Origin of the sequence: Alicyclobacillus macrosporangiidus CPP55 (assembly GCF_000702485.1) — a bacterium.
GTDB classification, from domain to species: Bacteria; Bacillota; Bacilli; order Alicyclobacillales; family Alicyclobacillaceae; genus Alicyclobacillus_H; species Alicyclobacillus_H macrosporangiidus_B.
Genome location: NZ_JNIL01000001.1, coordinates 2,401,073 through 2,428,072 on the forward strand (window position 1 = coordinate 2,401,073; position 27,000 = coordinate 2,428,072).

Sequence of the window (27,000 nt, forward strand, 5' to 3'; positions counted from 1 at the left end):
CCTCCCGAATCATTGCGTTATGCCCGCAGCCACTCACCCCGTATAAGCCACGGCACCATGAGGACTGTCACCAAAGCCCCAACCGCCAGGTAGAGCCCCATGGGTGCCAAGTGACGTTCACCCGGCGGCGTATGACGGCTCGACAGCCGTGGCCACCAGGGTTTGGTCGCTAATGCCAGGAGACAAGACACAGCAATCGTGATGAGACTGAACGGCCCGAGGCCAAGGCCAGTGAGGACGGCCATCTCAATGTCACCTAAGGCGGCATTGCGGCGATCCGACACCCACCACAATCCGGCGCACAGCAGCCCGGACGCCACGGAGACCCAGGAGAACTGGTCAATTAGCACCGCTAAGGAGAAAAAGACTATCGCCGTCTCACTCACCCGGCGGTAAAGAACGTCCGTTATCGCACAAAGCGCAAGAAATCCAACCGTCATCCAAGCAGCCGAATTCGACCACAGGTGCGCCAAACGAAAAACCCCTCCCTTCATCAAGGGGAGGGATGTATGGCAAGGTCTTGAGCGGTACATGCGGAATCCGTCTCCAACCGGCAGAAGACATGCGGGATGGTGTGTTTATGTGGAACCAATTCACTCGTAAAATCCACGCAAATTCAGGTGTTCCCGAGATCATTGGAGACACGTCAAGTGCAGGGGGGGTTCATGGTCAGGAAGATGGTCAGAAGCGGGGATTGGCGCGGATCAAAACACCTCTTCGGTCTCCTTGTAAAACGACATGTGGACATCAGGATGGTCCACCCGCCGCCAAATCGTCTCCAGGAACCCGCGCCTCGAATCGGTCTTCGTGACCCAAACCACATGCCGAAATGAATCGTCCAGCGACGCGAGATTGGTCACGTACATCTGATACTTGCGCCAGATCTGACGCGAATTTTCCGTCGCGTTGTCGTATTCTATCCACCAAAATCCGGTTGCCGTCCGTAAAATCGCGTCAGGTCGTATGGCGGTTCCACGTAGGTCAACATCAGATTCTCCCGTCACCAACTTTCTCAGAAACCAGAGTTCATCCGCTGCTTCCCGTGTGTTGAACCAGCGTACCCCCTCAACCCCGTGCGCCCGAACGTACCGCATGAGAATCGCGTTCAGCCCCAGGGCATGATTCATCTGCGCTTCCATCGTGACGGCTTTTACTTCGATGCCAAGCATTTGGTGGGCGTATCGAACCCCTTCCTGCGTCAGGAGGTACATGTGATGGTTTTCGCTGCTTTTCACGCCGCGTATCAAGGGCTCGGCATGTCTGGTTCGCAGCCGCCGCAAGTTCCGCTTCAGCTTGTGAACGCTCCACCCAAGGAGGAACAACAGATCGTCCCGAAGAATCACACCTGCGTCGAACACCACTCCGAGCAATTGCTGTTCCGGCGCGAAATCACTGTCCCGCCACTGCAAAATCAATCGTCATCCCACCTCTGCAAGAACGACGTCACGGGGTTGCGGGGCACTTCCCGTTCATCCCGCGTCTCATGTATTTCGTGCACTCCCTCCTGTTGCGCACCCGAGGTGACGATCAACCCATGCTCCATCAGCCACCGGCCCACTTTCTCCGCCACCCGCTTCGCAAAATCCCCGTCCTCCTGGCCTTGATCAAGGACTCGAAGAAGCATGTCCTCCAGGGTCCTCGACCGTTGTCGAGCAGGCAATCGCCGAACGAAATCAATCACTCTGGGGTCACGAAAATACACGTGCATTCGCAGCACTTTGCCTCACCGTCCCTTTGTGGGACGTAAGCGCCCACATTCCGTAACCGACTGGTTTGACCGGAACGGAGTTGTGGGCGTTTTCGTCCCACAGCGCTTTAAGCGCCCAGCCACTCCAGCACCCGACGTTGCTGTTCGCGCTCCACCGTTTCCTCATCCTCCACCGTCGTGACAGGCATCAGCTCGTCCAGCCAGAACGTCTCACGGTAACGGGAAAGCTGAACGACAGCGAACCGGCGGTGGATGAACACGATCTCGCCTTCTTGTACCGAGCGTTCCATATCGTCGTCCGTCGGACGCTTTTTCTTCGCCGTTCGCACCCGCACCCAGTCGCCAACTTGCCAATGCTGCATTCCGATTCTCCCTCCCATCTATGCGCGCCCCGCATGGCAAAAACGCCGCCCTCAAACGAGGGCGGCGCGGCCTGTGCCGTCAGTACAAATCATCCGCCGACAACCCCCGCCGACGACGAGGGCTGCCAGTCTTCGCCTTCTCGTCGTCTGGCCAGTACCCGCGCTCCAGGTAGAAATTGAGCCGCGCTTCCGCCTCTGCGGCTGGCCTGCCAAGTTCCTTTTGCAACTCGTATCCAAACGTCCGCAACTCGTCATACCGCCTGCGCAGCGCCGGTTTGTCGAAGAAATTCACAGGTTTGCAGTTTGGGTGCCAGCCCTCGTACACGTCGGGCGGCGGTGTCTTCGTCTCGCACGACGAGGACTTCCCGCCCACCGTCGTGAACACCGCTGCCACGTTGTCATCCAGCGCCCGTAGGTAATCCGGTGAAAAGTGCCCCTGCGTGAGTTCCGCCAGCACCCTGGCGCTGTCCGCGCCAACGCGAAGGGAGATGAAGTTGCCCAGCACATCCTTGATCGCTTTCTTCAGTTCCCCGTCGAATTGCTCAACGGACTGGGTGATCATCCCCAGGCTCAACCCAAACTTCCGAGTCTCTGCGATGATTTTCGCCATCACGCCGGTCTGAACCCGGTGGCACTCGTCAACGAGCAGAAAGTGCGTCAGCGCTGTGCTCTCCAGCCTCGTGAGCGCCACCTGGTAGTACCGCTCGATGAGCCCGCCCATCAGCAGCCCCATCAACTCCCCGCCCAGGGCCTTCACGTCGAGAATCAATATATGACCCTCGTCCATCCACTCCCGGATCGGCAGGGCGTACTCCGGCTGGCCGAAATACAGTGCCGTGGAGCTTGAGACAAACGGGCGCAAACGCCGCTCCACCGGGGCGTAGTAGTCTGGGTTCTTGGCCTGTGCAGGATACGTTTGTTCCCAGTAGGACCGAAGCAGCGGGGTCTTGAGTCGACGCACCACCGGCAGCCGCCAGTTCTCGTCCTTTAACATCGGGATCATCCCGGCCAGCACATGCACCACCTCGTCGTCCTCCTGGAACGCCGCCACGCACTTGTCCACGATCTCGTCGATTCGCGCGCCGCCTCCATACGCTTTGCTAATCGTGGCCACCAGCGCATCCACCGACAACACCTGAAGCAGGTTCATCGCGACTGGGTAGTCCCGGTTGGAGAATGACACAAAGTGGACCTTCTTCCACAGCGGACTATCCTGGGGTAGAGCCGCCTGAAGACGCGACAGGATGATGAGCGCCGTCTCCGAGGCGGGGTCAATGAGCGTGAAACCGGGTTTTGGCTCACCGGGCTTCTGCGTCGCCCACTCGTCAATGATGGACTGGATCATGAACACCAGCGTCGAGGACTTGCCCGAGCCCGTCATACCTGTCATGAGGAAATGTCTCGTGAACTGCTCATACGGAATCCGCACAAGTCTTGTCGCCTGTGTCGGGTGGCGCAGGTATCCAATCGCGACCCCCGTGTTGAACTCCTCATCGCCCAGGGTGCGGGCATGCTCACGAATCACCGGCATCTTTGGCCATTCGTCCGGCGACGGCACATGGACCAATTGCGCCAGTTCTTCCGCCGACATCACGAACGGCCTTAGCCCGCGCGACGCGACAAGTTGGTTCTCTGCCGCCACATCCGTCAGCGCTCCAAGCATCCCCTGGAACCACGGCTGGGCGCGCCCTGTGCCCTCGCCTTCAAACTGAATCGTCACCTCGAACAGCTCGTCGAGTTCTTCGTACCGCCGCAATATCCCCTGCATCCGTGCCTTCTGGTGGGGGAGAAGCGAAGGTTTGACGGACTGCGCCCTGCTTTGCCCCGGTTTTGGCGCCGGTTTCCCCGTGAACGCCGCACCCAACTCGGCGAGCGTTTGCCGCCCGATCTCCGCAAAAGCCTCACGGGTGCTGGCCGCTCCTGAATGGGCTCTAGCCGCCTCCGGGTCCACCTTGGCGTGGGCTTTGCGCACTCGTTCAAACGCTTCGCCGTCGTCCATCGGACTGAACGCGATCTCCACCGCGGTCTTCGGTCCCATCGCCCGCAGCAGCGTCACCAACGGGTCGGACTTGCCGGGGCGGGCAAACGGCAACATGGGGTGTTTCGCGACGACGCGCATTCGCGCCTTGCGGCTCTCAGGGCTCAAAGCCTCATGGCGGTTCTCCTGCGCCACCTCATGCCATTCCAGCGTGGGCGGCAGGGTCCCTCGGACCCCTTGCACCCGGTCGTCCGGCACGATAAACCAGAACCACACCTCACCGTACGCGTCCTTTTCCACCCGGAAGGTGAACCACACCCGGCCCTTGGTGTATCTCTCTGCCTTCGGGCGCCGAAAGTGCGTGAGCCGCGCCAGCCACGCCGCGGTCTCCTGCGCGTTGTAAACGTGGTTTGAGCGGGCGATGAGCGCTCGCGGCTCACCCCTCCAGCGCTTTCGCTCCACCGTCACCCTGTCCTTGTCTCGCACGGCGCCATATCCCACGGCACTAGCCAGCCCAACAGCGCCAGCACCGGCCAAAATGTGTTCAAACAGTGGGGCCACGCCTGCCCACCTCCTGCTTCATTGGCTCGAACCCGTCACGGAAACCCGCATCGGGACTTGAAATGTCACCGCGTACTGGCCGCCAAACAGCGCCCGTGACGCCGTATCCAGCCACGGCACATGAAATACCCCTGAGGCCGTCACGGTGACTTGGTTGTTCTGTACCGTCGTCGTCTCATTCAGGTCCGAGAACATGGACGACAGGTGCAACTGCTGCACGCTCTGTTGCCACTGCGCCTGGGCCGCCGCAACCGGGTCGCTCGTCTGCTTGGGCGTTACGAGAAAGTATCCTTGATTCCCGGTGGTGGCGGCAGGTTCGTGGTGAATGGCGGTCTGCCCGGACCATGCCGCCGCCTCCGCCGCCGAGCGCAATTGCCGGTACGCGGTATGCGTCGCCCCGAACGTCATCAGCATGACCGTCAACAGCAGCCCTATCGTCACCCACACCAGTCCCTTGTAAATCTCGCCCATGATGCATCCCTCCTCAGTTCGGAGGCCCCGTGAAATACGTCTCGTTCGCGGCCGACGCGCTCACGCTCAGTGGAATCGTCAAGGGCAGGCTGTTGGGATGTCCCAGCGCCCCGAACAGGTCCGGGAACAGGATGGGCGCTTGGTATTGAATCGTCACTTTCGCCTCGGGCTGCGCCGGGCCGTTTATCACCGAGGTGGATGAGACCGTCCACAGCGTCTGGCCGTGATACGTCTGCGGCAGGTTCGCTTCTTGCAAGATATCGGCCACCGCCTCCTGCGCCGTCTGGGTGTCCCCCGTCAGCGCCGCCACCCGCGCCCCGTTCTCAGCCGCGGTGACCAGCACCTGCCGCTCATGCAGCAGAGAGGCGAAGATCATCAGCAGTCCCAACACCACCAGCGCGGCGGACGTGGACACCAGGCCCGCGTACAGCATCCCCGTCCCCGTTCCGGCGCGTCGCGGGCGTATCCAATTGCGCACCGAAAATCCCCCCTTTGACGCAACGGGGCGGGCAAGAATCCTCGCCCGCCCCATCCGTTCACTCCATGCGCGGCCCGCTGTCCAATCATTGTCCGCTGCCAAGCGCCGGAAGCGAAATGCTGCCGCCGCCCGTGTACGACCCCGTGTATCCGCCGACGGTCGTGGTGCCGCTGGTGGAACTCACGGAGTTGAGCGCGTTCTGACCACTGGTCTGTGCCTTGTTGATGCCAAAGATCATCAGCGCACCGAGCGCGATGATCATGAACGCCACAATCACCACGCCGAACATCACATACGCCAGCTTCGTAATGTTGCTCGACTCCGCGTCAGCCCGCCGCCACCTCAGCCACGGCGTGGAATGATACGCCCGGATCGCCAAAGTGCCCAACTTGTTCATCACTTCGCATTCCTCCTTGAATTTGTGAGTTGGATTGTGGGATTAACCCTCCACACGTTGGAGTGGTGCATGGCAAACCGTCACGCTCCGAACATCGTGGTAAACGCTTGGATCGCCGCCGGAAACACACCATTCAGCAGAGTGTTGCCAAGCAGCAACCCCCCAGCCGTGGCGAGCGTGATCGAGGCGACCGTCCAGATGATGCTCGACAACTGGGCGGCCGTGCCGGTTCCCGCTCGTCTCAGGCGAAGCCAGCGGCGAATCATATGGCCTCGCCATACCGGGTCTCGAATCATCACGCGCATAAAAAAAACACCTCCCTCAATCCAGGGAGGCGTGTATGGCAGCGCGATTACAGCGAGCCAAACCCGAATGCGCCGCCAAGCAACTGTAACAGGTATGAAAACATCGCCAGGAACATGTACGCGAACACTGGAATGCCAAGTCCCAGGGTGGACAGGTAACTGATCTTGGAGATCGCGTTGTTGTACTTCGCCTCCGCCTCGGCGTCCCGGATGCGTTCCTCGATCTCCAGCGACGTGAACATCATGTCGGTCAGCGGCGTGTTGTACCGGGTGGACTGGGCGAGAAGTTGCGCGAACTGCGTGGCCTCCGGCAGTTTCAGCCGCTCTGCCATCTGCAAAAACGCCTCCACCACCGTCTGCACCCGCATCCCGGTGTCCCTCTGCTGTTCGTCCGTGTTCTCCGGAACCTGGCCAATGGCGATGCACACGTCGCGCAGATACGGCTTGAGGGGATACCCGCTCACCGTCTCGGCCGCCACGATCCCGCGCTCAACTGGCGCGCCCGCCTCCGCCAGCAGGGCAATTAGAAGTCTTGCCTGCCGAAGCTGGCCGCGAAGTTTCAGCCGTGCCCGCCGGTACGTCCGCTCCAAGTACATGTACGGGAGAAAAAACGCCAGCAGCGCCAAGGGGAGCGCCCAGTACCAGCCGACCAGCAAAACAATGGCCACCACAATCAGCGGCATGGCAAACGACACCCGATAGGCGATGTCCGCCCATTCCGGCTTGCCGATCTCCTGGACATACCGCACCATATCCCGGTGCATGGCCTCCAGAAACCCGGTCCTTTGTCCGGTTTGCCTGTACGTGCCCCGGATGGACCGGATGCGAAGTGCCTCCTCCTGTGCCTGCACCAGGGCGAACCCCCACACGACGACGAACACCGCCAGAAACCCTAATACCCCGAGGATTAAGGCCACCACAACTCATCACCCCCTGAACCGGACCTGTCTTCGTTTCGCCATTCCGCTTCGTGTGAGAGCAACCACGACGCCAGTTCCGGGTCAAACTCCGTCCCGGTCTTGGCCATGATCTCCCGGCGGACCTGTTCATTGGACCATGCGGACTTGTACGGGCGCACATGCAGCAAGGCGTCCAGCACATCCACCACCTTCACCACCCGCGCTGCCAGCGGGATGTCCTCGCCCACCTTGCCTTCCGGGTACCCACTGCCATCCCAGTTCTCGTGATGGTATCGGGCTACGTCCTTGGCCCACCGCCAAGTCAGCTCGTCGTACAGCCACGGGGCCTGGCGCTTAACGTGCCGTTCGACCTCCTGCAATACGGCGAATCCCTTGTCCGTGTGGGTTTTAACCAGGGCATACTCCTCTTCGTTGAGTGGCGCAGGTTTGTACAGAATCTCCCTCGGGATCGCAGACTTGCCCACATCGTGCACATACGCCGCCACCGTCAAGCGCGCCACATCCTCGTCCAACAGACCAAGCGCTCCTCGCGCCACCCACGACGTGTAGCGCCCAACCCGGCGCAGGTGATCAAGCAAGTCCGGGTCTCCATACTCGGCGGCAAACGCCAGCCCCCTGAACAGAGCATACTGAAACGCCAGCCGCGCTCGCTCTGTCTCCCCGCCAAACACGTCTTGCAGGTGTGCCGTGCACCCACCGGACGTTGGATCTTTGTCCACAAACGCGTGAATGAGTACTGTCTGCCCGTCCCTTCGCCGAACAAAGAGCGTGTGCAACCCTGGCTCGGCGAGTCTGAGGTGTAAAAGCGCGACCGGCAGTCCCGCCAGCTCCTCGTTCCGAAACCCGAGCAACGATTCCGTATCGCCGTTTGCCCTCTCAATGACACCCTCGGCATCCATCCAAATCTCCACCGCCATTTGCTCCCTCCTCTCCCGTGTCATGACCGTCGATGTCAAACACAATCTTCCCGCGCCCCTCTTGCTTACCGCGATACAAACACAAATCTGCCCGTGCCAAAAGCTGTTCGAGCGTCTGCCCATGCCGGGGATAACACGCCACGCCCATCGTCAGGTCGAGTCCATAGTCCTTGAGAGGCAAGCGTTGTTTGATGCCCTCAAGCCTTTGCACAATCCCCGGATGACAGGCACAAGCCTCGAAGATGAGCACAAATTCATCCCCGCCCAGACGCGCCAGTATGTCGTGCGTACGCTTTTCCGAATTCAGCGCGTTGGTGATGACTCGCAACGCTTCGTCACCCTTGGCGTGCCCTTGGGTGTCGTTGAGTTGCTTGAAGTGGTCAAAGTCGAGCAGCACCAAAACAAACCCCATGTCGTCGGTGTACCGCCGCACCCGGTCGGCGAACCACTCCTGCAAGCCTTTGCGATTCAAACACCCGGTCAACGCATCATGACGCGCCTCCGTCATAAGCCGTTCGCGGTCATGCAAAAGCGCGTCCACTGCCTGCGCGAACCGCACCGCCTCCGAATACTCCGCACAGTGGTCCGCCCGGAAATACACCCGGTACACCCCATCCGAACAGGGGACGTCCAATACGGCGAATCTCGATTTCCAATCCGGCTGCCCCGCGAGGATTCCACGCTCATGTACCGTCCCGTCTGGTTCGTGGACCTCCACACCAAAGGCCCGCAAATCCATCCAGAACGCCATGTGCGCTTCCCGCCAAGACATGCCCTGCGCCAGCCGCTCCAAAAACCGCGTGAACACCTCCGTCACCCATTGTCACCTCCTGCGACGGCATGCCCCGGTGGGTGCAAAACACCGCCGGTCAGTTTCCCGCCAGGAACCATCCGGTCCAAATCCCCAGACACCTCAAAACCGTCTTTAGCGTCTATAAATCCTACGATGTCACCGGCGCTGACTGTCCCTGTTTGCTCGTTCTTCGCCAGCGCCCACTTGATGATCCCTTCGTTAGGCACGCGGATCGTCAACGTCCCGCCGCTTGGCAGCGGCAGGGCGATGGTCGTCGTGCCGCCGGACGTCCTCCACGTCACCGCCCCGGACGCCGGGGCGACAATCGGCAGCGAGGGCAAGAACTGCGAAACAACCGGGTTCTTGCTCTCGCCTTTGACCGACCACCAGCCGTTCTCCGCTGAACTCATGGCCAAATCCGCCTCGCCAAACGGCCAGAACCCGCCTCCATCCAGTTGCAGGGGCGGCGTGTCCAACACGTAGGCGTAGGTGTAGCGCATGACGCTCGCCACATACTGGTCCTGGCCCGCTCCGCCGTAGTAATGGGCGCTGGCCGACGCCCAGGTGCCGAACTGGTTGTAGAGGGTCGACAGGTACTTCGCCCCGGCGGCCAGAGCGTCCGCCGGGTCCCATGGGCTCGCATACGGCGCGCATCCTGTGTTCCCCCTGGCTTGGCACTGGGCATTGAGCGTTGCGATATGACTGGCCGCCTGCGACGGCGTGCCTATCGGCGCCCACATCCCATCCGCGTCCACACCGTACCCGCCGTATTGCTGAATGCGCTGCGCGTCGGTGTCCGGTTCGTCAATCCGGCAGTACGGATTGCTCCACCCGCTCCAGGTCTCGGGCTCGAATTGCATGAGACCCATCGCGTGACTCCCGCCGTAGTCCGTGTACGCGGTCGGGTCCCAAGCGGACTCCACCATGACTTCACCCGCGATGAATTGCATGGGAACACGGTATGTGAGACTCGCCTGTTGGACGTATGCCACAAACATCGAAGGGATGCCGTGCGCGGGCGAGACGTCCTTGGGAATCTCGCCATCCCAAGGATCGGCCATGTACGCCGCTCCTCCGCCCAAGACCGCCACCACCATCACAAGCCCGAACGTGGCCGGAGCAAACATCGGGAGCAGGATTCCGAGCACGATCCACGCGGCGCGACGTCTCCACAATGACCGCCGAAACGCCAAACGCAGCAGCGCCTGCACACAAAAACACCCCCTTCGTCAATAGGGGGTGTGTATGGCATTCGGCCTTCGCTCACGCGTCGAGCAGGTTGTGCCAGAACTTCGAGTCCGCCACGTACCCCGGCTGCACGTACAAATGCCCGCCGTGCGGAATCAAAATCTCCGGATACCCCGGAATTGCCTTGTCCACCGCCGTGCCCGGCATGGCATACAGGACGTCGTTGGCTGACACATGCACGCCGAGACTGTCAAACGATTGCTGCACCTTCTGCTTGGCCTGCTCCAGAGTCAACGACGTTTGCGGAGCGGAAGACGGGCTGCCGCCTTCCTGGTATTCCAGCCCCGCCGCCACCAGCGTAAACTTGTTCACCAGTCCTTCCTGCTGCAGCAACTGAAAGGTCTTGTGGCAATACTCACACCACGGCGCGAACACTAGCACGGGCTTGTTCACCGGGAAAGGCGCCGTCTTACCGTCCGCCGTCTCCACCGTCGCACCGCGCAGGGCCGACTCCAACTTCGGGTCGGCCTGTGACAGCCCTTTCCAAGTCGACGCCGACGCTGGCTGCGAAGACGCAGAGCTGGCAATCGCGTTCCCAGGGATGGTCGAGGCACGTGAGGCGCCGGCATGGTGCCCAATCTCATACCCGACACCCACTGCGAAGAGCGCCACGACGACCCCAATTGCAGTTCCAATCACCTTGTTTTTGCGCATTTATAAGACCCCCTCAGTTCTTGGAGAAGAAATTCACCCATTGGTTGACTTCGCTGCTCTTGAGCACCCCAGGCACCTCTTCCCAGCCGCCGGATACCTTCCGGTATGCCGCTGGGACCGGCACTGAGGCTTTCTCGTACAGCGTCACTGGGCTTGGCAACGGATCGCCGTGATAGCCCAGCTTCGACCACATCTGCTTCGTCTGCTCCTCCGTCATCCCAGTCCACACAACTGCGGGCTTGGGGTTCAGCTTCGGCCAGACCGACTCAAACTGCGAGATCGCGTACCCCGTCGCGGGGCTGATCACTAGCACCCGATCCACGGACGACGGAACCTGCACCGGGAGCTTGTCCACCTTTTGAATCCGGCTGGAGTACGAGGACAAATGCGACTCAACGGCGGACGGAAGGGATTTGATCGGCGCCGCCTGCGCCGCGCTGTTTGCCACTACGTTGTTGGGCGTCGCTGAGTTGTTGGGCGCCGCTCCTCCGCATCCCACAAGCAACCCTCCGGCCACAGCCAAAACAGTCCCTGTTTGGACAACTCTGCGCATCTTTTGCGCACACCTCCTGTACACTGGTTTCCACTCCAACGCGGCTTGCAGGGCAAAATAAGAGCGCCAGGACTCAATCTTCCCGGCGCAACAGCCTCCGTCCCTGGATCTCATACCTACCCGGCCTCAACCCCGACACCCGGTGCCTCCCCGGTCTTCGGAACCGGCCGGCCTTCCTCAGCACCGTTCTACCACGCCGCAGGTAGACATCCAGGTGTATGCCACTCTCAAAACTCCAATTCTCCCCGTACACTTTCACCGACAGCGGCAAGTCCCCGCGCGTCCACACAACCTTCGCCGCCTCTTTCCGTCGTGTTACCTTGCCTCGGCGCCACACCAACTGCCGTGCCTTTTTCGTCCACCCGTCGCTGACATGACTCCGAAACGGATACGCCACCGCCCCGAACAGATACCGCACCAACGGCTTGCCGTCCGGGTCGAGCTTTCGTGCGGCCCACGTGAACAAGAAAGCGCCTCCGGCGATGAACAACCAGCGATTCATGACGAAGTTGACGAGAATCAGCGGTGTGTACGAATCGAGGAGCATGAGAATGAACGCCGCCAGAAGGAACGTGACCAGGTCGTCTGCAAACAGCCTGAAACCCAGGTTGTGACGATTGAGATTGGTGATCACCGTCTTCTGTTTGAACAGCTTCTGATAGCTGCGCGGCACCGCAACCCTCCCCCTCTCCACAAAAAGGCCGCCCGTACAGAGCGGCCCGTCCTCACGCGTGCGGCAGTTTTCCAATCAGCCAGTTCAACACCCCGAAGAACACCGTGGGGTCAATGAGGAAAACGAGGGCGATCATCCCGAACAGCACCTGAACAATGATGTTGTGGTGCTCGCCTTTGAAATACTTCCTGACGATCAAGACCGTCATCCAGACCAGAATCCCAACCGCGAGCAGGTCAAAGATCGGTTGAACCAGGCTCCATGCGGGATTGCTCGTGATGTCACTCGCGTTGGCCCCCATATCGATCACCCTTTCCAAGACTCAAATTCAGGCGGTCAAGTGCAGCCACCGGCAGGCGTCCGCCAACCAGGGCAATGAGACCGCCTCAACCAATCGCGACGCGTATGGCAACATAAACCTCCCAGTTTCCCTGACCGCCCCCGGCAGGTGCAAAAACCCGTAGCTCGCCCCCAACACGACGGCGTACACCTGGATCAACAGCCGAAGGATCGCTTCTCCGGCGCTCTCTACACCAATGGCCAGCCACGGTATGGGAGGCCGCACCCATATGGGAAGCGGGTAGAACAGTTGAACACCCATGGGGTTGAGCAGGTCGATGAGCCAGTGGCTCGTCCACCCGACCACAATGCCCGTCGCCAGCCATGTCGGCACGTAAAAGCCCATATCGAACAACACCAAGTACAAGGCCACCGTGACCGCCAATGAGTGGGTCAACGTGCGGTGGCGGATGAACATGGACACGACAGAACCGAGCGGCACGTGCCGGGAAACCCATGATTCGGGTTGGTCGATGTCGGGGAACGGCGCCACGATGAAGGCTGCGGCGATGGCGGCCGCGGCCTGCCACGTGACCGGTGCATGCTCGGAGACAAGGATAGTTTCCATAAGGGCGGCGCCGAAGGCCGCGTGCGTGGTGTGGATCAAATACGACACCCCTCCTTCCGCATGAAGGAGGGGTGCATGACAAATCACGACATCACGCCCTCGGCCTTGGCACTCTCGGTTCTCGCGGCCCGCGCGTCTCTCTCGGCTCTCTCAGCCGAGGCCCGCGTGGATCTGGCGGCAGTGTAGATGTCTGCTGCCTCGGCAGAGAACGAGGCGTCGACTGTCTGCGGATTTTCTCGTCACCATTCCTACTGTTTGACGGTTGAGCGTTGTCTGGTTGGCTTTGGTCACGCCCCGTTTGCATCGTGGCTGCGTTCTCGGTCCCGGTAACACCGGGCACTCCAAACCCATCCCCGAGTCTCGGCGTCTCAGCCTCCGAGCCGCGCCGCTCATGATCACGCCGCTCCGTCTCCTCGCGGCCGGAGCGCGGTGGGGGGTGCAAAACGCTGTTGCGTTGCTGTGCGCTGCCAACACTGTTGCTTGCGGACTCGCCGCCGCTTGCCTGCGGTGCTGCGCCGGATTCCTGCCGATCAGATGAAGTCGTTTCACCGCGAACGGGCTCACGCGGCTCCGCACCCCGTGCAGGAACCGAATCCGGCAGTGGCATCGAAAAGCCTTCAGCCAAGCTATGGGATTCGACGTCCGCTTCGGGACGCCCCGGGGTCGGCGCGGTAACACGCTGGCGCTCAAACCGGGACGCTGACCGTGTTGATTGTTCACTCTGTTGCTCCTCTGGGCCGTGTTCCACTTCCCGGCCACCCGGCTCACGCGAAGTGTCTGGGTTCGCCTGTGGCATCGAAAAGCCCTCTGCCAGGCGGTGATCCTCAAGCTCGGCGTCTGGCCGGTTCGGCACCGAGACACCGCCGCGCATCGTCCGCTCCGGCTGCAACGGACGCCGCCCGGTTAGTTGACCCGGCGCCCAGGATTCCGCAAGTTGCTCAGTCTGGTTACTCGTCTCACGGGCAGCGCCGGATACATCTTCACTCCCATGTACCTCTGCGCTTCCGGCAGCCTGCCCGGCCCCAGCGTCCGCTTCACGGTGCGTATCAGACGTATCAGGCGAGGCATCACGTGGTGCCCGCTCCTCCTCGGTGTCTGTGGCTGTCACAGGCGCCGCCTCGAACGCCTCGGACAATCTCTGACCTTCGTCGTCCTCAACTGCTGAGCGCCTCTGACGCGCTTCTCCATGCGCACGAGGCGTTGTTGCGAATTGACGCGGCCCCTGGTCTTGTTCGGTCGCCGCAGCGTACCCTGTGGGTTCCTGGGTCTCAAAAGGCGGTGAATCTCCCTGGTCAGGTGGCAAATCGCTCAGCTCGGGATGCGAAGACGCCGAGTCGTAAAGCGACCGTCCGGCCTTCACGGCGAGCTTCCCGCCGTGAGCCAACGCGTCCAACGTCCTCCCGTGTGCCGCACGCTCCAGCGCAATCAGGCGGTCTGCACGGCTTTGCGCTCGCTCCTGCCACGTGGACGCGCGGCTCGGGTTACGCGCTTTGTCGACCACCGTTGCGAACGCCGCAGCGAGTTTCTGCCGCGCCGCACCTGTCCCCGTGGCCGATGTCGCTCCAGCGCCGGTTCTCCTCGCCGCGGTAGCAGCAGCCCCAATTCCGGACATGCCGACACCCTCTGCCGTCGCCCCGCGTTCCGCGGCAAACCTGCCCGACAGTGTTCCGCGTCCGGGCCTGCGCGCCCCGTCCGCTGTACGTTCCTCTCGCGTGTCGCCGCTTTGTGCCTCGGGCCGGGCCTCGTTCTCGCCCTTTCGTTCGATCCCTTGCACCGCCTCAACGTGTGGCCGGATGTACGCGTGAAACACCTTCTCACGGAACAACAGCGCCGCCAAAAACACCAGGGCGTTCGTCAAAGCGGCCAGCACCAGCGACGACTCGTCCCCAGTCACCGCCACCGCGCCGACCACGATCTGCGCCAACGCAAACGTCGACGCCATGTACACCACGTTCGCCAAACGCAGCAGCAAGTACCCGGCGGCCTCACGCAGCCAGCGCAGCGTCACGAACCACCCAACCTCGGGAACGAACGCCACCGGCACCGTCACAATGCCTAGGAACACCATGAGCAAGAACATGAACGCGAGTGCAAAGAGCAGGAATGCCATCATCCCGAGAAACGCAAGGCATGGTATGGAGAGCAGCAACAACACGAGCAAGAACACGATATTGTCGTACGGGTTCGCGTTCTGCACATCCTGGCTTGTCCAACCGGAATGGGCAAACGGCTGCGAAACACTGGTCATGATCCCGAGCAGACTTTGCCTCGCTTGCTCGGTCGTGTTGGTCATGAAGAGCTTGACCCAGTTGTCGCCCGCGCTGATGGTCTGCTGAAGGCCCTGATCATTGGTGTATTTCTGCCCCACCGCAGCGCCCGATACGTCAAAGTCGCTCAGGTTCTGCGACGCGTGCCCGAACTGCGCCGCTTCCCAGGGCTCCAGCACATACACGTCCCACAACGCGTCATACAGGGTGCCCGCCTGCACTCCGCCCGTCGATTCCACCGCCGTTCCAAGCTGCGCGGTCACCGCCTGCGCGAGGCCATTCACCGTCTTGAACGCTGGCGCAAAGTTGAAGAAGAAGACGTAGATGAGCGCCCCGGAAAGCGCGGTGCTCACCACGGCGGTGAGAATCTTCGTATGCTGGGCGCGCAGAAACTGCCACACGACATACAGCGCCGTCGCCAGCACGAGAAACGGCAGCAGCCGGACAAACACGTTCTTGTACCCAAGTTGAAAGACGGTGCCGATTTTGTCTGCCACCGGGTTGACCACCCACGCCGGGTCGCTGAACTGGGCGGCGAGCAAAATGGCAAGGTGCATGACCCAGGCCAGGGCCTGCATGACGAGATTTGCGATAAAGTTTGCCAATTCCTTCATGGCCCCGCCACCGAACAGTGTATTCCACCAGCCCTGCGCCGGAAGCGTGAACGTGTAGACGTTCGGCGCAGGGTTCTGCCAGCCGGGAAACGGCGGATTGGGCGCGGTGAAGAGTTCAGTGCCCAATGGAATCCCCTCCCACCTCATTACCTTCGTCGCGCAGGGCAGATTCTATCCGCGCCAATTCCGCAAACACCGGCGCGATCTGGGCCGGGACCACGCCGTTCCCCAATGCCCTCAACCTCTTGGCGCGGTAGTGCTTCTTTGTCGTCGTCCTCGGTGGTTCCCAAGGATATTGCTCCTGGCCGTACCCGGCTGGCCACGGAACCTGCCGCAGATCGTCGTTGTCGCAAAACACATCCGTCCAACCGACTGGCAGCCCCATAAGCGCCTCAACCCAGTCCGGATTCAGCGCGCCCTTCGCACCGCTTCGTGCCACGTCCCCCGGCAATGTATCCCTTGTTTTCTGGCTCTCGGGCAGCGTCGCGTTCTTCGCGTCCTGCGCCGCAGGTGTGTTCCACATCACGGCGGTCTGGAGATTCGCTCCGCCTTCTCCGTGCCCCCCGGCTCCCGTGTGGCAGTTCCCGTGCGGCGTGGGCCACATCTTCACTGCCGTCGCCAGCCCGTCCCCACTCTTTGCAGATACCCCTTTGCGGTTGTTATTCCCATTCGCCGTAGGAGTGGGCCACATGGCAACGGCGTTCGGAAGTCCAACCGTGGCCTTCGTACCGTTCGGACGCCTGCCCGTGACGGAAGTCCCCGCAGGCAGTGCGCGCCCTCCTTCAACATCACTTTTCGTTGGTGTAGGCCAGCAAGAAGACGCGCTCACGCCTGTGCGGGGCACCCACGTCGCATGCTCCATGCACCGACCACCGTACATCAAACCCGAGCTGGGCCAGGTCCCGCAGAACTCCTCCAAAGAACCGTCCAGTTTCACTTGACAATAGTCCCCGTACACTTTCGCCCACGAACCATCTGGGCCTAAGATCGCGAAGCACTCTCCGGAACTCGGGCCAAAGATCCCGTTCGTCCTTGCTTGCTTGGCGCTCCCCTGCAACGCTGTGCGGCTGGCAAGGCCAGCCTCCGCAAACGATGTCGATCCGCTCAAGCCCCGTCGCCTCCTTCACGGTCTGTACGTTCACATCGCGGATGTCGCTGATTATCGGCACTCCGGGGAATCGTTTTTCCAACACGCGCCGCGCAAACGGATCAATCTCGCAAAAGAGAACGGTTCGGATACCGAACCATGAAGCAGCGAGATCGATGCAACCGACACCACTGCAAAGACTGACCATGTTCAATTCCATCGCTCATACCCCTCCAAACAACGGAGAGGCGCAGGACAAAACCACCCGGAAAACAAAAACGCGCGCCCCGCCGTCTTCCGACGGCAAGGCGCGCGACGTCTGCGCCAAACTAAGACCGATGGAGCACAAGCCCGCTCGGCCCCCGTCAAGCGGTTCCCCGTTCCCGTCGAACCCGGCCACTCGTCAGTCCCATCGGCGCCGGCGCGAACAATAACGCGGCAATCACGCAAAACGCCACCAACGCACAAAACGCTGGCGTAACAGCATGGAAGTACACGAACTCCGGCACCGCGCACGACGCGTTCGGCGAACATATCAAGACGGGCGCCGCCGCGGCGCGCCACTGCAGCAGGCTATGGTACAGGGACACCGCAACTCCACCCGCCAACAACGGCGCCGCCAACCGACGCGCCGTCTTCGGCAGGAACAGGCCGAGCAGACACACCAATACCAGCGGGTATATGCACAACCGCTCGATCCAGCACAGCTCGCAGGGGATCCAGCCATTAAAGATGCTCCAATACAGACTGACCGTCGTAGCGGTCAACGCAACGCCCAAAGCCGCACACCATCTGCCGCGCGACGGTACCACTGTGTCTCTACCTCCTTGGCCTTAACGCGGAACTCCTCACAACTTCGATAATTGCACGGCGAAAGGAAGAACGCCTGGCTTTAGCCGTCCAGGAGGCCCCGCGCAAAGGTCTCATTAAGCACCGGAATTTGTTCAAGCAAAATTCAATTCAAGTGTCCTACCCTGAAACCGTAGCCCGCTAAATCCCAATCGATCCAAGGAGGTCAAAGCGGATGAAATTCAGGGCAAAGGCTATCCTGGCAACGACGATGTTGGCGGCTGGAACGCTCGGCACGGCGACCGCATTCGCGGCAACAACCAACAGCACTTCGTCCTCAGGCACAGGGTCCACTCCGGCACAGCACGCTCCGCGTAGTCACCAGGGTTCGCGCTTCGATTTCGGCGCGGCGTCTGCGGAGATCGCCAAGATCCTCGGCATTGACCAGCCCACCCTGAAATCGGACATCCAGGCTGGCCAGACGCTCGCGCAAATTGCACAGGCCCAAGGCATCTCAGAACAAACCCTCATCTCTGACCTGGAGGCCGATTTCAAACAGCACCTTGATCAAGCCGTGCAAAATGGAAAGCTAACGGCGGACAAGGAGCAAACCATGCTCCAGAAGTTCGACGCCAACGTGCAGAAGCTGGTCGAAAGCAAACTCAATCAGATTGCCAAGAAACCCGAAGGATTCGGCCCGATGCCGCAACTCGCTGAAGTGGCCAACATCCTCGGCATCGACCAGACCACGCTGAAGTCTGACCTGCAATCCGGCCAGACGCTGGCGCAGATCGCGAACTCCAAGGGCATCTCGGAACAGACGCTCATCTCCGACTTGGAATCGGCACTAAAACAGAAGCTTGACCAAGCGGTGCAAAATGGTAAGCTGACGTCGCAGCAAGAACAGCAGATGCTGCAGAAGTTTGAGTCCAATGCTCAGAAATTCGTCGAGAGCAAGTTCGCGGCCCCACTCCCGAAGGGACCCGGCGGCTTTGGTGACCTGAATCAGATCGCCCAAATCCTTGGTGTGGATAAACAAACCCTGCTTCAGGACCTGAAAAACGGACAGTCCATCGCACAGGTGGCAGAGAGCAAGGGAATCTCTGTTGACAGCTTAGTCTCACAGTTGGTATCCAACGCCAAGTCCAAGCTCGACCAAGCCGTCCAACGCGGGAAACTCACTGCAGGCAAAGAACAACAGATACTTGACAACCTGCAGCAGCGCCTGACGCAACTCGTCCAGAATCAGGGACCATTTGGGCATCCTGGCGACAATGCGAACCAAGAAGCCACACAAAGTACGTCAAACGCCAACACCAACGCCAACCAAAGCTGACCAACAGTTATCAAAAAGGCCGCTCCTGAGAAGAACGGGAGCGGCTTGTTTGTATACAATATACAATAAAGGCTGCCCCGCCTTCTCAGCGGAGCGGCATTCCCTCTGGTTCATCAGCCAATTCCCGTTCCAGGATCCCTAAAAAATCTTAGCCCTTCCGCGCTCGTTGTACCGGAAAATCTCGGATCAATGCCACTATCGCCAGATGAGGAACGCGCACCCGGCAAAATCGGGGTACCTAGCTTCCAAAAATCGAATGAAATTGGGAAAGTCCTTCAGTTCGGGGGCTCTATCATCGGCGATACCTGCGTAGTCACAGAACTCTATAAGGATGTCGTCCGCGTCCACCGTCGGCATCCATTTCACCCACTCTCAGGCGATTCTCCTGGTCTGCATTCGTCTGTAGTGCTCCTGCAGCAGAGTCACTGAAAACCAAGCAGAAAAAACAGACCCATGCGTTTTCCCCCTCTTTCGCTTGGACATTTCTCATCTGGTGGAATCGTGCATGGCAAAACAAAAGCCGTCCGCCATCTTATCGAAGCGGCACGATGTCCCGTAAACGATGTGCCGTCGGATTCGCTACAACTCTGAATTCCCCCATTGGAAGACGGGGCAACTCATTCGCCACATATGCGTGCAACGGACATATCTCTCGGATAACAGGGGCGGCAAACACTTCTGAAGCCTGATTGATCCGAAAGAACATCCACCATTCCGCCATGGACATCAATTTCATCATCCGTGCTGGATCTGCTTGCGTTACCAGAAGAATATGCAACCCTTTGACTTTCAGTCGTGGAATCTCAGAAAGCAGCGTGGACCAATGATCATCGGTGTGTGGGTGATCCACCACAATCGTTGTTGATGCAAGAGAATTCTCGCTCAGTGCCAACGACAATTCAGGCCCATTCGATGCGTAACCGTCCCAATATCTGATCCGCTCTGTTCCAAACCATTGAGTCCTCAACTCTTCCATATGTGTACGAACCCAAAAACTCTTTCCGGACTGCGCGTCGCCGAATGCAATGATGCAAGTCCCTTGTTGAGCCATCTTGTATCCTCCCTTCACCTCAAGGCGCCCTGCACGGCAAAACAAAAGCCGCCCCGCATTCTCAACGGAGCGGCCCTACTTCAATACCCGAGCCTCGAACTGTTGCCCGGCGGCAGTCCGACCGACGGGTCGCCGTAGATGATCCCCAACGGCGCGTTGGTTTGGTTATGCGCCGCCTGCAGCAAGCTGTCATCCTCCAGCCGGGTAAACCAATATGCGGGCACACCCAACGTGCTCGCCACGTTAGGCGCACTCACAGTGAACTCACCCGCCGGGGTGTTCACCGTGATGGTGAACGAGATATGCGCGCCCTGCGCAAACGCCGTCGCCGGGTCGTTACTCAAGCTCCAAGCCGCCTCCTCCGGCTGACCGTTCTTGTACACCCCTTTCGGGATGTCCGTCCAGCAACTGAACACCTCCGACGCGGGCGGCGGAGGCTCGTCCAAGCCCAGAAGACCCGTCCCCTGCGTTTGCAGCGTCTCCGTATTGAGAATCAGCGGCTTCGTCCATGTGATGCTCCCACCGTCCGGGTTCGTCATCGTGAACGTCACCGTGCCGCCCGTGGGGATCGCGTCCGGTGAGCCGGTCCACACGTACCTGAAACCGAACCCACCGTCTACCCTCACCCACACCGTCGGCGTCTGCTGACCAATCGGCGGGCCGTAGGTGTGGAACACTTGACCGTTGATCGTCACGTTGCTGCTGATTTGATTGGCGTCAGGCCCGCCAATCTCCCACCCGGTCCAACCATGCCGTTGGTACAGGTCACAGAAAAGACCTGGGCACTGCGCCGGGTCCCACTGCCAAGACGGAACCGGCATCCACATGTTGTTCGGTGTGCCTGGGTCATACGACAGGCCGGAGATTTGACCGTTCGTCACGCTATGAGTATAGGTGTGGCTCTCCTGGGTGGTGTTGTCGCCGCAACCCACGAACTCCTGCACCGACGTGCAGTTCTGCTGGCCGTTCTCGTCCGTCGTGCACTGTTCCACGGTCTGGTAAATGGGATAGGGCTCATGGTGCGTCCACACCAGTTCCTCATCGCCATTCCCGAGATTCACCCAGTGCGCGTCCGAGTCGTACGGCGCCGGGCACTGTCCGCCACCGCCGGTGTCGCCTCCGCTTGTGTTCAACCACGTTACGCTGACAGAGTTTGACGCGGTACTCACCTGACCCGTCACCGTGTCCATGAGATATGCGGTGTACGTGTCAGTGAGCGGAGTCTGCGACATAGCGGTGGTGTTGAACGTTGTGACATTCGAGTTCGACGACACTTGGTTAGAACCGCCCAGGGTCCAATCACCGCCCTGGTCCACGATTTCGATTCCCCACGCGTCGCCATTGGACAACCCGCCCGTTGTCGCGGTCAACGTGGAGGATTGACCGACCGGCAGACTGGTTGGATTGGCGGTCAGAGTAATGCTGTCCTTGCCTGCGTTGCCACCGCTGCCACCTTCTTGTGGCGGTGTCCAAGTCGGAGTAATCTGGTTGCTCACAGCGATCATTTGGCCCGCAGAATTATACAACTCAGCCACATACGTTACAGTCAGCGTCTCGCCTTGAAAAGCCGGGCCAGATGGTTGCTCCGCTTCTGTGTGTGTTGCCGAAGGCTGGGTATAGTAAGCTGGAGCGTTCCCGGTAATCGTGACGGTGTTCCACATTTGCATGAATGCCTCATTGAACGGAGACCACGACAGTGTTCGAACCAGAACGTAATCCCCGCTTTGCCACCCGGTCACAGAAAACGACTCCGTGATTGGATTACCATAGGTGGTCGTGGGAGGCGTGGCCGACATGGTGATGGTTGGTTGATTGGCCTGGGTCCAGGTGACATACACCGTGTTACTTGTTGCACCTTCAACCTGAGTCGAATCATTGGGATTCGGGGTGATTTTCACCCAAAACCTCACTGATTGCGCAACACTGGACGTGGCCTGAACTCTGAACACACCGTCACTCAAGGGCACATAGTAGTTCCCATCCGGTTGACACGTGTAATCATCCTTTTTGCCGGTACATGCAATCTCCGGTTGTCCACCCGCCAACACGTTCTGCGTGGCAACCAACGTCGCCGTCTCTCCACCGGAGTACACCGTCCCTGTGAGCATGGATGTCTGGCCCACCGGTAGTGAGGTCGGATTTGCGGAGAGTGTCGCACCTACCCATGTGATTTGGAACGTCTCGGACGCCTGCTGCATCCCGTTGTTATCAATCAGATACGCCGTATACTGCACCTTTTGTGGCGTATTTGTTTTAACACTGACACTGCCATTCGTGGTATTGCCAATGTTCGTCACCGTGTAATTGACAGACGCCCCGTCCGTTCCGCCACTTGATTGCAGTACAACGGACCAGCCCGTGTCCACGGGCGGCATCGCATTGCCCTGACCAGGAGCCTGAAAGTTCGAGTAATATATGCCCGGCGAAGGCGCTTGGAGCATATCAATCGAAAAAGTAACTTGTGTTCCTGCTCCAATCACGACATTGGGTCCGGGAGCTATCAGCGTGGTTGCACCGGGTGCCCCCATCTCCTGTGTGTACTTGTCGCTCACCACGGCAGCCACGCTGTTTCCGGTAATCGGACCCTGCGAACCCAACGTCACGGTTACGCTCACTGTGCATCCCGTAGACGCATCCCGTGCTGTCACCGTATACGTTTGTCCAGACTGTCCATATAACGTCACCCCGTAAGGGAAGCCCTGCGTGTTGCCGACCTGATTCACGCTCAACGAACCGCCATTGTTCACGCTCAAGGTATAGATGTCCGCCGTGGGGTTGGAAAAGTACAACGTGGCGGAAGTCGAACTCACCGTACCAATGGACCACTTCGCATCACACTGCGCCGCCGGAAACGTCACCGTCACCGATTGATTCGAGCAAGCGCTCTGCCTCAGGTCCGTTTCCGTGACAACGTAGGTTTGTCCCGGCTGGCCGGTGAGCGTCACGGTCTGTGAACCGCTGACCGTGTACTGCGACAGCGTACCGCCATTGTTCACGGCGAGCTGCAGCGTGTCCCCGCTTGGGTCGCTTATGTTGATTGGGACGCTGTTCCCGCTCACCGAGCCTGCCGACAGCGACGGGGGATTAGGGCACTGCCCGCCACCGCCCGAACCGCCGTTGCCCACGGTGAACGTAGTCGTCACCGTGTTGCTTTGCCGGTCAACGCCGTCGAACACGGACGCGATCACCGTGTACGTTCCGTTTTGGAACGAAATCGGGTTCCCGATTCCGTCCGTCGGCGTGATGTCTTCCGATTGATCGGAATACTGGCTCCCAGTTTTGGTCACTACGTTGGGCTCGCCGGCATTGGTTGTCCCGTTCGGCTGCCACACCACCTGGCCATTTGCGTCCAGGATGGTGATCTGGTCGAAGTGGTGCGTGGCCAGTTGGTTCCACAGCGGCACAGTGGTGTTGAAATGCAGGGTGACGGTGTTGCCGTTCACCGTCGCCGAAATGCTGTTCGCCGTCGGCGGCGCGCTCGGACTAATCGAGAAATTGTGGTTGTACGTCGGGTAGTTCTTGCCGTTCGGGTCTGTGTATGTTCCGCCATTTGGGGTAAAGGTGTCGCCCGTGAATATGGCCCCCGACTCGTTGACCACGGTGGCGAAGGGGACGAGGTGGGTTAGGCTCCAGGTATCTGTATCCACTATGCTGAACTCCTGCCGTTGTACCTGTGCCTGTACGAAGTCCAAATTTCCCTGTAGGCTATTCACCCACGACGCGACATCCCCCTGATAAATCGCCAAGTAGCCGTTGTTGGCTGACGCGTTCTGAGTGTCAATCTGGAGGATGTTTCGCCCATTAGCTTGAGCGAAAGCAATGTTTACGTTCCCCCAGAAATTCTGCCACCCAGGAGGCGGCGTGGACGGAGGGTTTACAGTGAAATTGTCACCCCCACCGATGGCGTAGTAACCTCCGGAAGCATCGTAATAGAACACGCCAAGATTATCCGCGTATGCTGGCGTCGCCACCGATTCCGCCAACAGCGCAGCAGTCAGCGCGGAAGCGGCGGCAAGCCGTCGTCTCCTTCCAAGCAATAGGCCTCACCTCCACAACAAGGTGACATGCAGGGCAAAGAAAAAGCCCCCTGCCCGGTTGCAGGAGGCACAAGATCCGGAAGTCATGTTCCAATACTTTGTCCATTCAAGTCTTGGCCAGCACCGAAATCAAATGGTTTCGTGAAGATAGGTGAGCCGTTACTATCATCGTGATAACCGACAGTAAACCCAATCCCTCCAAGAGACGTTTCGTTCATGGTCAACACCTTCAGCATGAATCCGTAGTTCCCGTTGGTGTTGGAGATGGTCAGCGTCGTACCTCCGTGGTCCGGCCCTGGTGGATACAAGCCGGCCATATTTCCGTAAATGAAGTTTTTGGCCGCCACCCCCAACGTCACATTCGTCCCATTGGTGTCCGGCAGCTTAACGTAAATCTTCGACCAGTCCGGGTTACCCCAAACCTGCACCTGGTCAAAGTATTTGGTCGCCTGAGCCATGCCGTCCTGATACTTGGACAACGGAACTGGATTGTGAGCAACGAGTGCGGACCACGGAAGCCAATTGCTATAGAACGGTACGTGCAACGTGTACACGCCGTTCGAGACCTTGTACCCGTTCAGCCACCACTTCAGGTTGTCGATGATCTGCGCCGCCTCATCCGCGTTGATTTGGTCGCTCGCGCTGGACACAGCGGTTCCGTCATACAGCCCGTTGATCCGCGCCCATGTGAACGGGTCACTGGACGCCTCGTACTGTAGGTCATACGGATGGAACTGGCCCGCGTACGTGACGCCCTTCGACGCCGCCGCCCACTTCGCAAGCCAGTTCGCAATATCGCCCCCCGTTACCGGAGCGGGGGTCGGCGTCACCCCCGCATCCTGCATCGTCGCGTACTTCACGATGTCCCAGTTCGGCGTGGCGTTGAACGTCGCCCACATCTCGTTCGCCATGTCCTGTTGCGTGACAGGAGTTTGCGTACCTTGCGTCATCGTCCAGTTCGTGCCGTCCCACCCCGGCGTGATTCCGAGCCGCTTAACGGCCAGCTCCAGGTAGTAGATCGGCACATACGTCGTCGGCTGGCCGCTGGCCGGGTCCGTTGCCACCAGTCTCGGCGCGTACAGCACCGTCTTGCCGTTGATCTGCACCGCCATCGTCTGCGGCGTCACCTTGCCACTCGTCGGCAGGTTCGACAGGTCAACGCTCATGCCATCCGGCGCGGTCATCGACAGCACACCGCGCACGCCGTCCCATGTGGTATGGATTCCGGCCTGCGTCAGCGCGGTATACACGTACCACACTGGCAGCCAGCTTGTCGAAGTTCCACCCCACGGATCCGGGGCAACAGTGTGCTTTGGCGAGGACTCGACCACGCCGTTGTAGATGATGTTCGTCGCATACTGCGCCTGAGCGCTCGCCGCCATCGCCTGCGGAACGAAAGAAGTCGTGGCGAGGATCGCGGCGCTTCCTGCCAGAAGCGTTGCAAGTTTGGTCTTCATGCTTCATCCCCTCCTATGTAGAGTCGTGCTGTATGGCGAACGCCAGACCGTCTATTTGCTCTTGTACTTTATGGCTACAGTATACTACTATTCCATTTGTATGTAAATATCCTTTGTTTACCCAAAACCTCTAAGCACACTTTCGTCATCATTATGGCGACAGCATGGCAAAACGAAAAAGGCCGCCCACAAATTTTTGTGGACAGCCACTTTGTAGAAGGTCGTCATGTACCCACGACTTCAGTCGTGGGTACATATGGGCAATCAGAGTAAGTTCATTTCTAATTTCACAGCAAGATACGGAACCACCTGTCTTGCGGTCTGCACCCACACATCTTTGGTTCGTACATCAGCGGTCTCTCTCTGAATTTCAACGATTTTTCTCGCCAAGATAGAAGTGAAGAGCGGTATATACTGAACAGACGTGAAAACTGCCTGAACTGGAAATGTAATCCTCCCCCTACGCAACTTCCTCAATTTAGAAGCCACTGAATAAACATCATTATTGAATCCGGGTACATATATAGTCAGCAACACCATAGCAGGTAAAATTACCGTAAGCAACGGAAGCCACAGACAAACCCATAGACTCCTTCCTCTAACCCCATTCCGCCAGAATTTAGCTGCAATCCCCAAAACAGATGAGACATAGACGACACAAAGCGCGATCCAGAGATGGGTCTTAAACACTTTCCTTCCCTCCAGTCGCACTAACATTCGCCTCATGATACCACCAATCAAACACCGTCAAACTAACACAACTTAGCAGGAGCCACCAAACGAAAGATAATGAACAGGACATACCGGCAAATTGAATATAATCCTTAGACACCATTACCACAAACCCCATCTTTGTAGATACAATCGACAAAACACCGAATAAGCCCATCAAGGAGAAAACGACCCAAACCATTGATACTGCTATTCCAGTATTACGAATCCATCGACGGTCTGATGTATCAAACTTGAGATAGTCCATGAGCAACGGTATGGCAAATAGGAAAACTGATACAAAAAAACTTTGCCCTTCAACCACACTTTTTCCGAGTACAACCCATGAAATAAAAGTATAAATTATTCGAAACCCCAAATGTGCAAATTTTGTCGGTTTGTCTGCAGAATGCGAGATACTTGGGGTACTTGCCAAGATGGAATCGATCCATTTGCCCACCCCTGTACTCTCCAGTAACCTCAGCATGTCATTGAGGGCTTCTACTGTTGACATCAGTTCCTTAAGATCAACATAACGATTAGGTGATTCTATATGAGATGCCTGTAGTAGAAGCTTCTGCCACGTACGTTTGCAACATATTCATTAGATCGGAGAATTCCGTATGAGACGTTTGTTTGCTGCCGGTTTTGCGCTCCGAATCGCTACCACGAACATCAGTCAAATCGACTCTTCTCCTTAATGCTCACGGTGCTTCTGGGGAGTCT

General features: G+C 59.1%; 27 protein-coding genes. 1 reads left to right on the plus strand and 26 read right to left on the minus strand.

The annotated features are described in order from the left end of the window. Positions 1-17: 17 nt before the first annotated feature. The 22 genes from N687_RS0112015 to N687_RS0112120 all read right to left on the minus strand — a co-directional run bounded on the left by N687_RS0112015 (position 18) and on the right by N687_RS0112120 (position 17,705). A complete protein-coding gene (locus N687_RS0112015) occupies positions 18-473 on the minus strand; it encodes a hypothetical protein (protein WP_029422082.1) in 456 nt (151 codons plus the stop codon). 231 nt (positions 474-704) lie between these two features. Continuing rightward, entirely contained in the window at positions 705-1,415 is a 711-nt protein-coding gene (locus tag N687_RS0112020; RefSeq protein ID WP_029422083.1) for a replication-relaxation family protein, read from the minus strand. Further along, entirely contained in the window at positions 1,412-1,624 is a 213-nt protein-coding gene (locus N687_RS0112025; protein WP_051663196.1) for a hypothetical protein, read from the minus strand. Before N687_RS0112025 ends, N687_RS0112020 begins: the two co-directional genes overlap by 4 nt. Positions 1,625-1,815: 191 nt before the next feature. Next, positions 1,816-2,070 carry a hypothetical protein gene (locus tag N687_RS0112030; RefSeq protein WP_029422085.1) on the minus strand — a complete coding sequence of 85 codons (255 nt, stop codon included), beginning with the start codon at positions 2,068-2,070 and terminating at the stop codon, positions 1,816-1,818. A 79-nt stretch (positions 2,071-2,149) separates the two neighbouring features. Then, a complete protein-coding gene (locus N687_RS0112035) occupies positions 2,150-4,609 on the minus strand; it encodes an ATP-binding protein (RefSeq protein WP_029422086.1) in 2,460 nt (819 codons plus the stop codon). Between the two features lie 18 nt (positions 4,610-4,627). Continuing rightward, positions 4,628-5,080, minus strand: a complete 453-nt coding sequence (locus N687_RS0112040) for a hypothetical protein (protein WP_029422087.1) — start codon at positions 5,078-5,080, stop codon at positions 4,628-4,630. 13 nt (positions 5,081-5,093) lie between these two features. Continuing rightward, positions 5,094-5,558 carry a hypothetical protein gene (locus tag N687_RS0112045; RefSeq protein WP_029422088.1) on the minus strand — a complete coding sequence of 155 codons (465 nt, stop codon included), beginning with the start codon at positions 5,556-5,558 and terminating at the stop codon, positions 5,094-5,096. Positions 5,559-5,643: 85 nt separating this feature from the next. Beyond that, complete coding sequence (locus N687_RS0112050; RefSeq protein WP_029422089.1) at positions 5,644-5,958, minus strand: hypothetical protein; 315 nt, start codon at positions 5,956-5,958, stop codon at positions 5,644-5,646. 77 nt (positions 5,959-6,035) lie between these two features. Beyond that, complete coding sequence (locus tag N687_RS0112055) at positions 6,036-6,260, minus strand: hypothetical protein (protein WP_029422090.1); 225 nt, start codon at positions 6,258-6,260, stop codon at positions 6,036-6,038. Between the two features lie 47 nt (positions 6,261-6,307). Then, positions 6,308-7,180 carry a pilus assembly protein TadB gene (locus tag N687_RS0112060; RefSeq protein WP_029422091.1) on the minus strand — a complete coding sequence of 291 codons (873 nt, stop codon included), beginning with the start codon at positions 7,178-7,180 and terminating at the stop codon, positions 6,308-6,310. Further along, complete coding sequence (locus tag N687_RS0112065; RefSeq protein ID WP_081841352.1) at positions 7,168-8,097, minus strand: HD domain-containing phosphohydrolase; 930 nt, start codon at positions 8,095-8,097, stop codon at positions 7,168-7,170. Before N687_RS0112065 ends, N687_RS0112060 begins: the two co-directional genes overlap by 13 nt. Beyond that, complete coding sequence (locus N687_RS22245; RefSeq protein WP_081841353.1) at positions 8,057-8,914, minus strand: GGDEF domain-containing protein; 858 nt, start codon at positions 8,912-8,914, stop codon at positions 8,057-8,059. The genes N687_RS0112065 and N687_RS22245 overlap by 41 nt, the downstream gene beginning before the upstream one ends. Next, positions 8,911-10,101, minus strand: a complete 1,191-nt coding sequence (locus tag N687_RS0112075; RefSeq protein WP_029422094.1) for a transglycosylase SLT domain-containing protein — start codon at positions 10,099-10,101, stop codon at positions 8,911-8,913. Before N687_RS0112075 ends, N687_RS22245 begins: the two co-directional genes overlap by 4 nt. A gap of 52 nt (positions 10,102-10,153) precedes the next feature. Then, entirely contained in the window at positions 10,154-10,792 is a 639-nt protein-coding gene (locus N687_RS0112080) for a hypothetical protein (protein WP_029422095.1), read from the minus strand. Between the two features lie 13 nt (positions 10,793-10,805). Then, positions 10,806-11,291 carry a hypothetical protein gene (locus N687_RS0112085; RefSeq protein ID WP_051663197.1) on the minus strand — a complete coding sequence of 162 codons (486 nt, stop codon included), beginning with the start codon at positions 11,289-11,291 and terminating at the stop codon, positions 10,806-10,808. Between the two features lie 127 nt (positions 11,292-11,418). After that, a complete protein-coding gene (locus N687_RS0112090) occupies positions 11,419-12,018 on the minus strand; it encodes a conjugal transfer protein (protein WP_029422097.1) in 600 nt (199 codons plus the stop codon). 52 nt (positions 12,019-12,070) lie between these two features. After that, complete coding sequence (locus N687_RS0112095; RefSeq protein WP_029422098.1) at positions 12,071-12,319, minus strand: hypothetical protein; 249 nt, start codon at positions 12,317-12,319, stop codon at positions 12,071-12,073. A 27-nt stretch (positions 12,320-12,346) separates the two neighbouring features. Then, the gene (locus tag N687_RS0112100) at positions 12,347-12,964 is read right to left on the minus strand and encodes a metal-dependent hydrolase (RefSeq protein WP_035462218.1); all 618 of its coding nucleotides are present in this window, start codon (positions 12,962-12,964) and stop codon (positions 12,347-12,349) included. Positions 12,965-13,016: 52 nt separating this feature from the next. Then, positions 13,017-15,932 carry a hypothetical protein gene (locus tag N687_RS0112105; RefSeq protein ID WP_029422100.1) on the minus strand — a complete coding sequence of 972 codons (2,916 nt, stop codon included), beginning with the start codon at positions 15,930-15,932 and terminating at the stop codon, positions 13,017-13,019. Further along, the gene (locus N687_RS0112110; RefSeq protein ID WP_029422101.1) at positions 15,922-16,416 is read right to left on the minus strand and encodes a hypothetical protein; all 495 of its coding nucleotides are present in this window, start codon (positions 16,414-16,416) and stop codon (positions 15,922-15,924) included. The genes N687_RS0112105 and N687_RS0112110 overlap by 11 nt, the downstream gene beginning before the upstream one ends. 178 nt (positions 16,417-16,594) lie before the next feature. Further along, complete coding sequence (locus N687_RS0112115; RefSeq protein WP_051663198.1) at positions 16,595-17,113, minus strand: DNA cytosine methyltransferase; 519 nt, start codon at positions 17,111-17,113, stop codon at positions 16,595-16,597. A gap of 145 nt (positions 17,114-17,258) precedes the next feature. Next, positions 17,259-17,705: a disulfide bond formation protein B gene (locus tag N687_RS0112120; RefSeq protein ID WP_051663199.1), complete on the minus strand. Its 447-nt coding sequence runs from the start codon at positions 17,703-17,705 to the stop codon at positions 17,259-17,261. Positions 17,706-17,917: 212 nt separating this feature from the next. On the opposite strand from N687_RS0112120, the gene N687_RS0112125 reads away from it, so the two are divergent. Next, entirely contained in the window at positions 17,918-19,018 is a 1,101-nt protein-coding gene (locus N687_RS0112125) for a LysM peptidoglycan-binding domain-containing protein (RefSeq protein WP_029422104.1), read from the plus strand. A 532-nt stretch (positions 19,019-19,550) separates the two neighbouring features. Here the strand turns inward: N687_RS0112125 and N687_RS21090 are convergent. The 4 genes from N687_RS21090 to N687_RS23925 form a co-directional block, all read right to left on the minus strand. Then, positions 19,551-20,069, minus strand: a complete 519-nt coding sequence (locus tag N687_RS21090) for a hypothetical protein (protein ID WP_035462222.1) — start codon at positions 20,067-20,069, stop codon at positions 19,551-19,553. Between the two features lie 80 nt (positions 20,070-20,149). Continuing rightward, entirely contained in the window at positions 20,150-24,106 is a 3,957-nt protein-coding gene (locus N687_RS0112135; protein WP_029422105.1) for a hypothetical protein, read from the minus strand. Between the two features lie 83 nt (positions 24,107-24,189). Next, positions 24,190-25,563 (minus strand): hypothetical protein, encoded by a 1,374-nt coding sequence (locus tag N687_RS22250; protein WP_029422106.1) that lies wholly within the window; start codon positions 25,561-25,563, stop codon positions 24,190-24,192. Positions 25,564-26,245: 682 nt separating this feature from the next. Then, entirely contained in the window at positions 26,246-26,734 is a 489-nt protein-coding gene (locus N687_RS23925; RefSeq protein ID WP_156040127.1) for a hypothetical protein, read from the minus strand. Between the last annotated feature and the right edge of the window lie 266 nt (positions 26,735-27,000).

Bases quoted from the DNA above. Each gene is read 5' to 3' on its own strand.
- N687_RS0112025 (WP_051663196.1), bottom strand. From the start codon at position 1,624: ATGCTTCTTCGAGTCCTTGATCAAGGCCAGGAGGACGGGGATTTTGCG.
- N687_RS0112030 (WP_029422085.1), bottom strand. From the start codon at position 2,070: ATGCAGCATTGGCAAGTTGGCGACTGGGTGCGGGTGCGAACGGCGAAG.
- N687_RS0112040 (WP_029422087.1), bottom strand. From the start codon at position 5,080: ATGGGCGAGATTTACAAGGGACTGGTGTGGGTGACGATAGGGCTGCTG.
- N687_RS0112055 (WP_029422090.1), bottom strand. From the start codon at position 6,260: ATGCGCGTGATGATTCGAGACCCGGTATGGCGAGGCCATATGATTCGC.
- N687_RS0112065 (WP_081841352.1), bottom strand. From the start codon at position 8,097: ATGGCGGTGGAGATTTGGATGGATGCCGAGGGTGTCATTGAGAGGGCA.
- N687_RS0112080 (WP_029422095.1), bottom strand. From the start codon at position 10,792: ATGCGCAAAAACAAGGTGATTGGAACTGCAATTGGGGTCGTCGTGGCG.
- N687_RS0112095 (WP_029422098.1), bottom strand. From the start codon at position 12,319: ATGGGGGCCAACGCGAGTGACATCACGAGCAATCCCGCATGGAGCCTG.
- N687_RS0112115 (WP_051663198.1), bottom strand. From the start codon at position 17,113: ATGGAATTGAACATGGTCAGTCTTTGCAGTGGTGTCGGTTGCATCGAT.
- N687_RS0112125 (WP_029422104.1), top strand. From the start codon at position 17,918: ATGAAATTCAGGGCAAAGGCTATCCTGGCAACGACGATGTTGGCGGCT.
- N687_RS21090 (WP_035462222.1), bottom strand. From the start codon at position 20,069: ATGGCTCAACAAGGGACTTGCATCATTGCATTCGGCGACGCGCAGTCC.
- N687_RS22250 (WP_029422106.1), bottom strand. From the start codon at position 25,563: ATGAAGACCAAACTTGCAACGCTTCTGGCAGGAAGCGCCGCGATCCTC.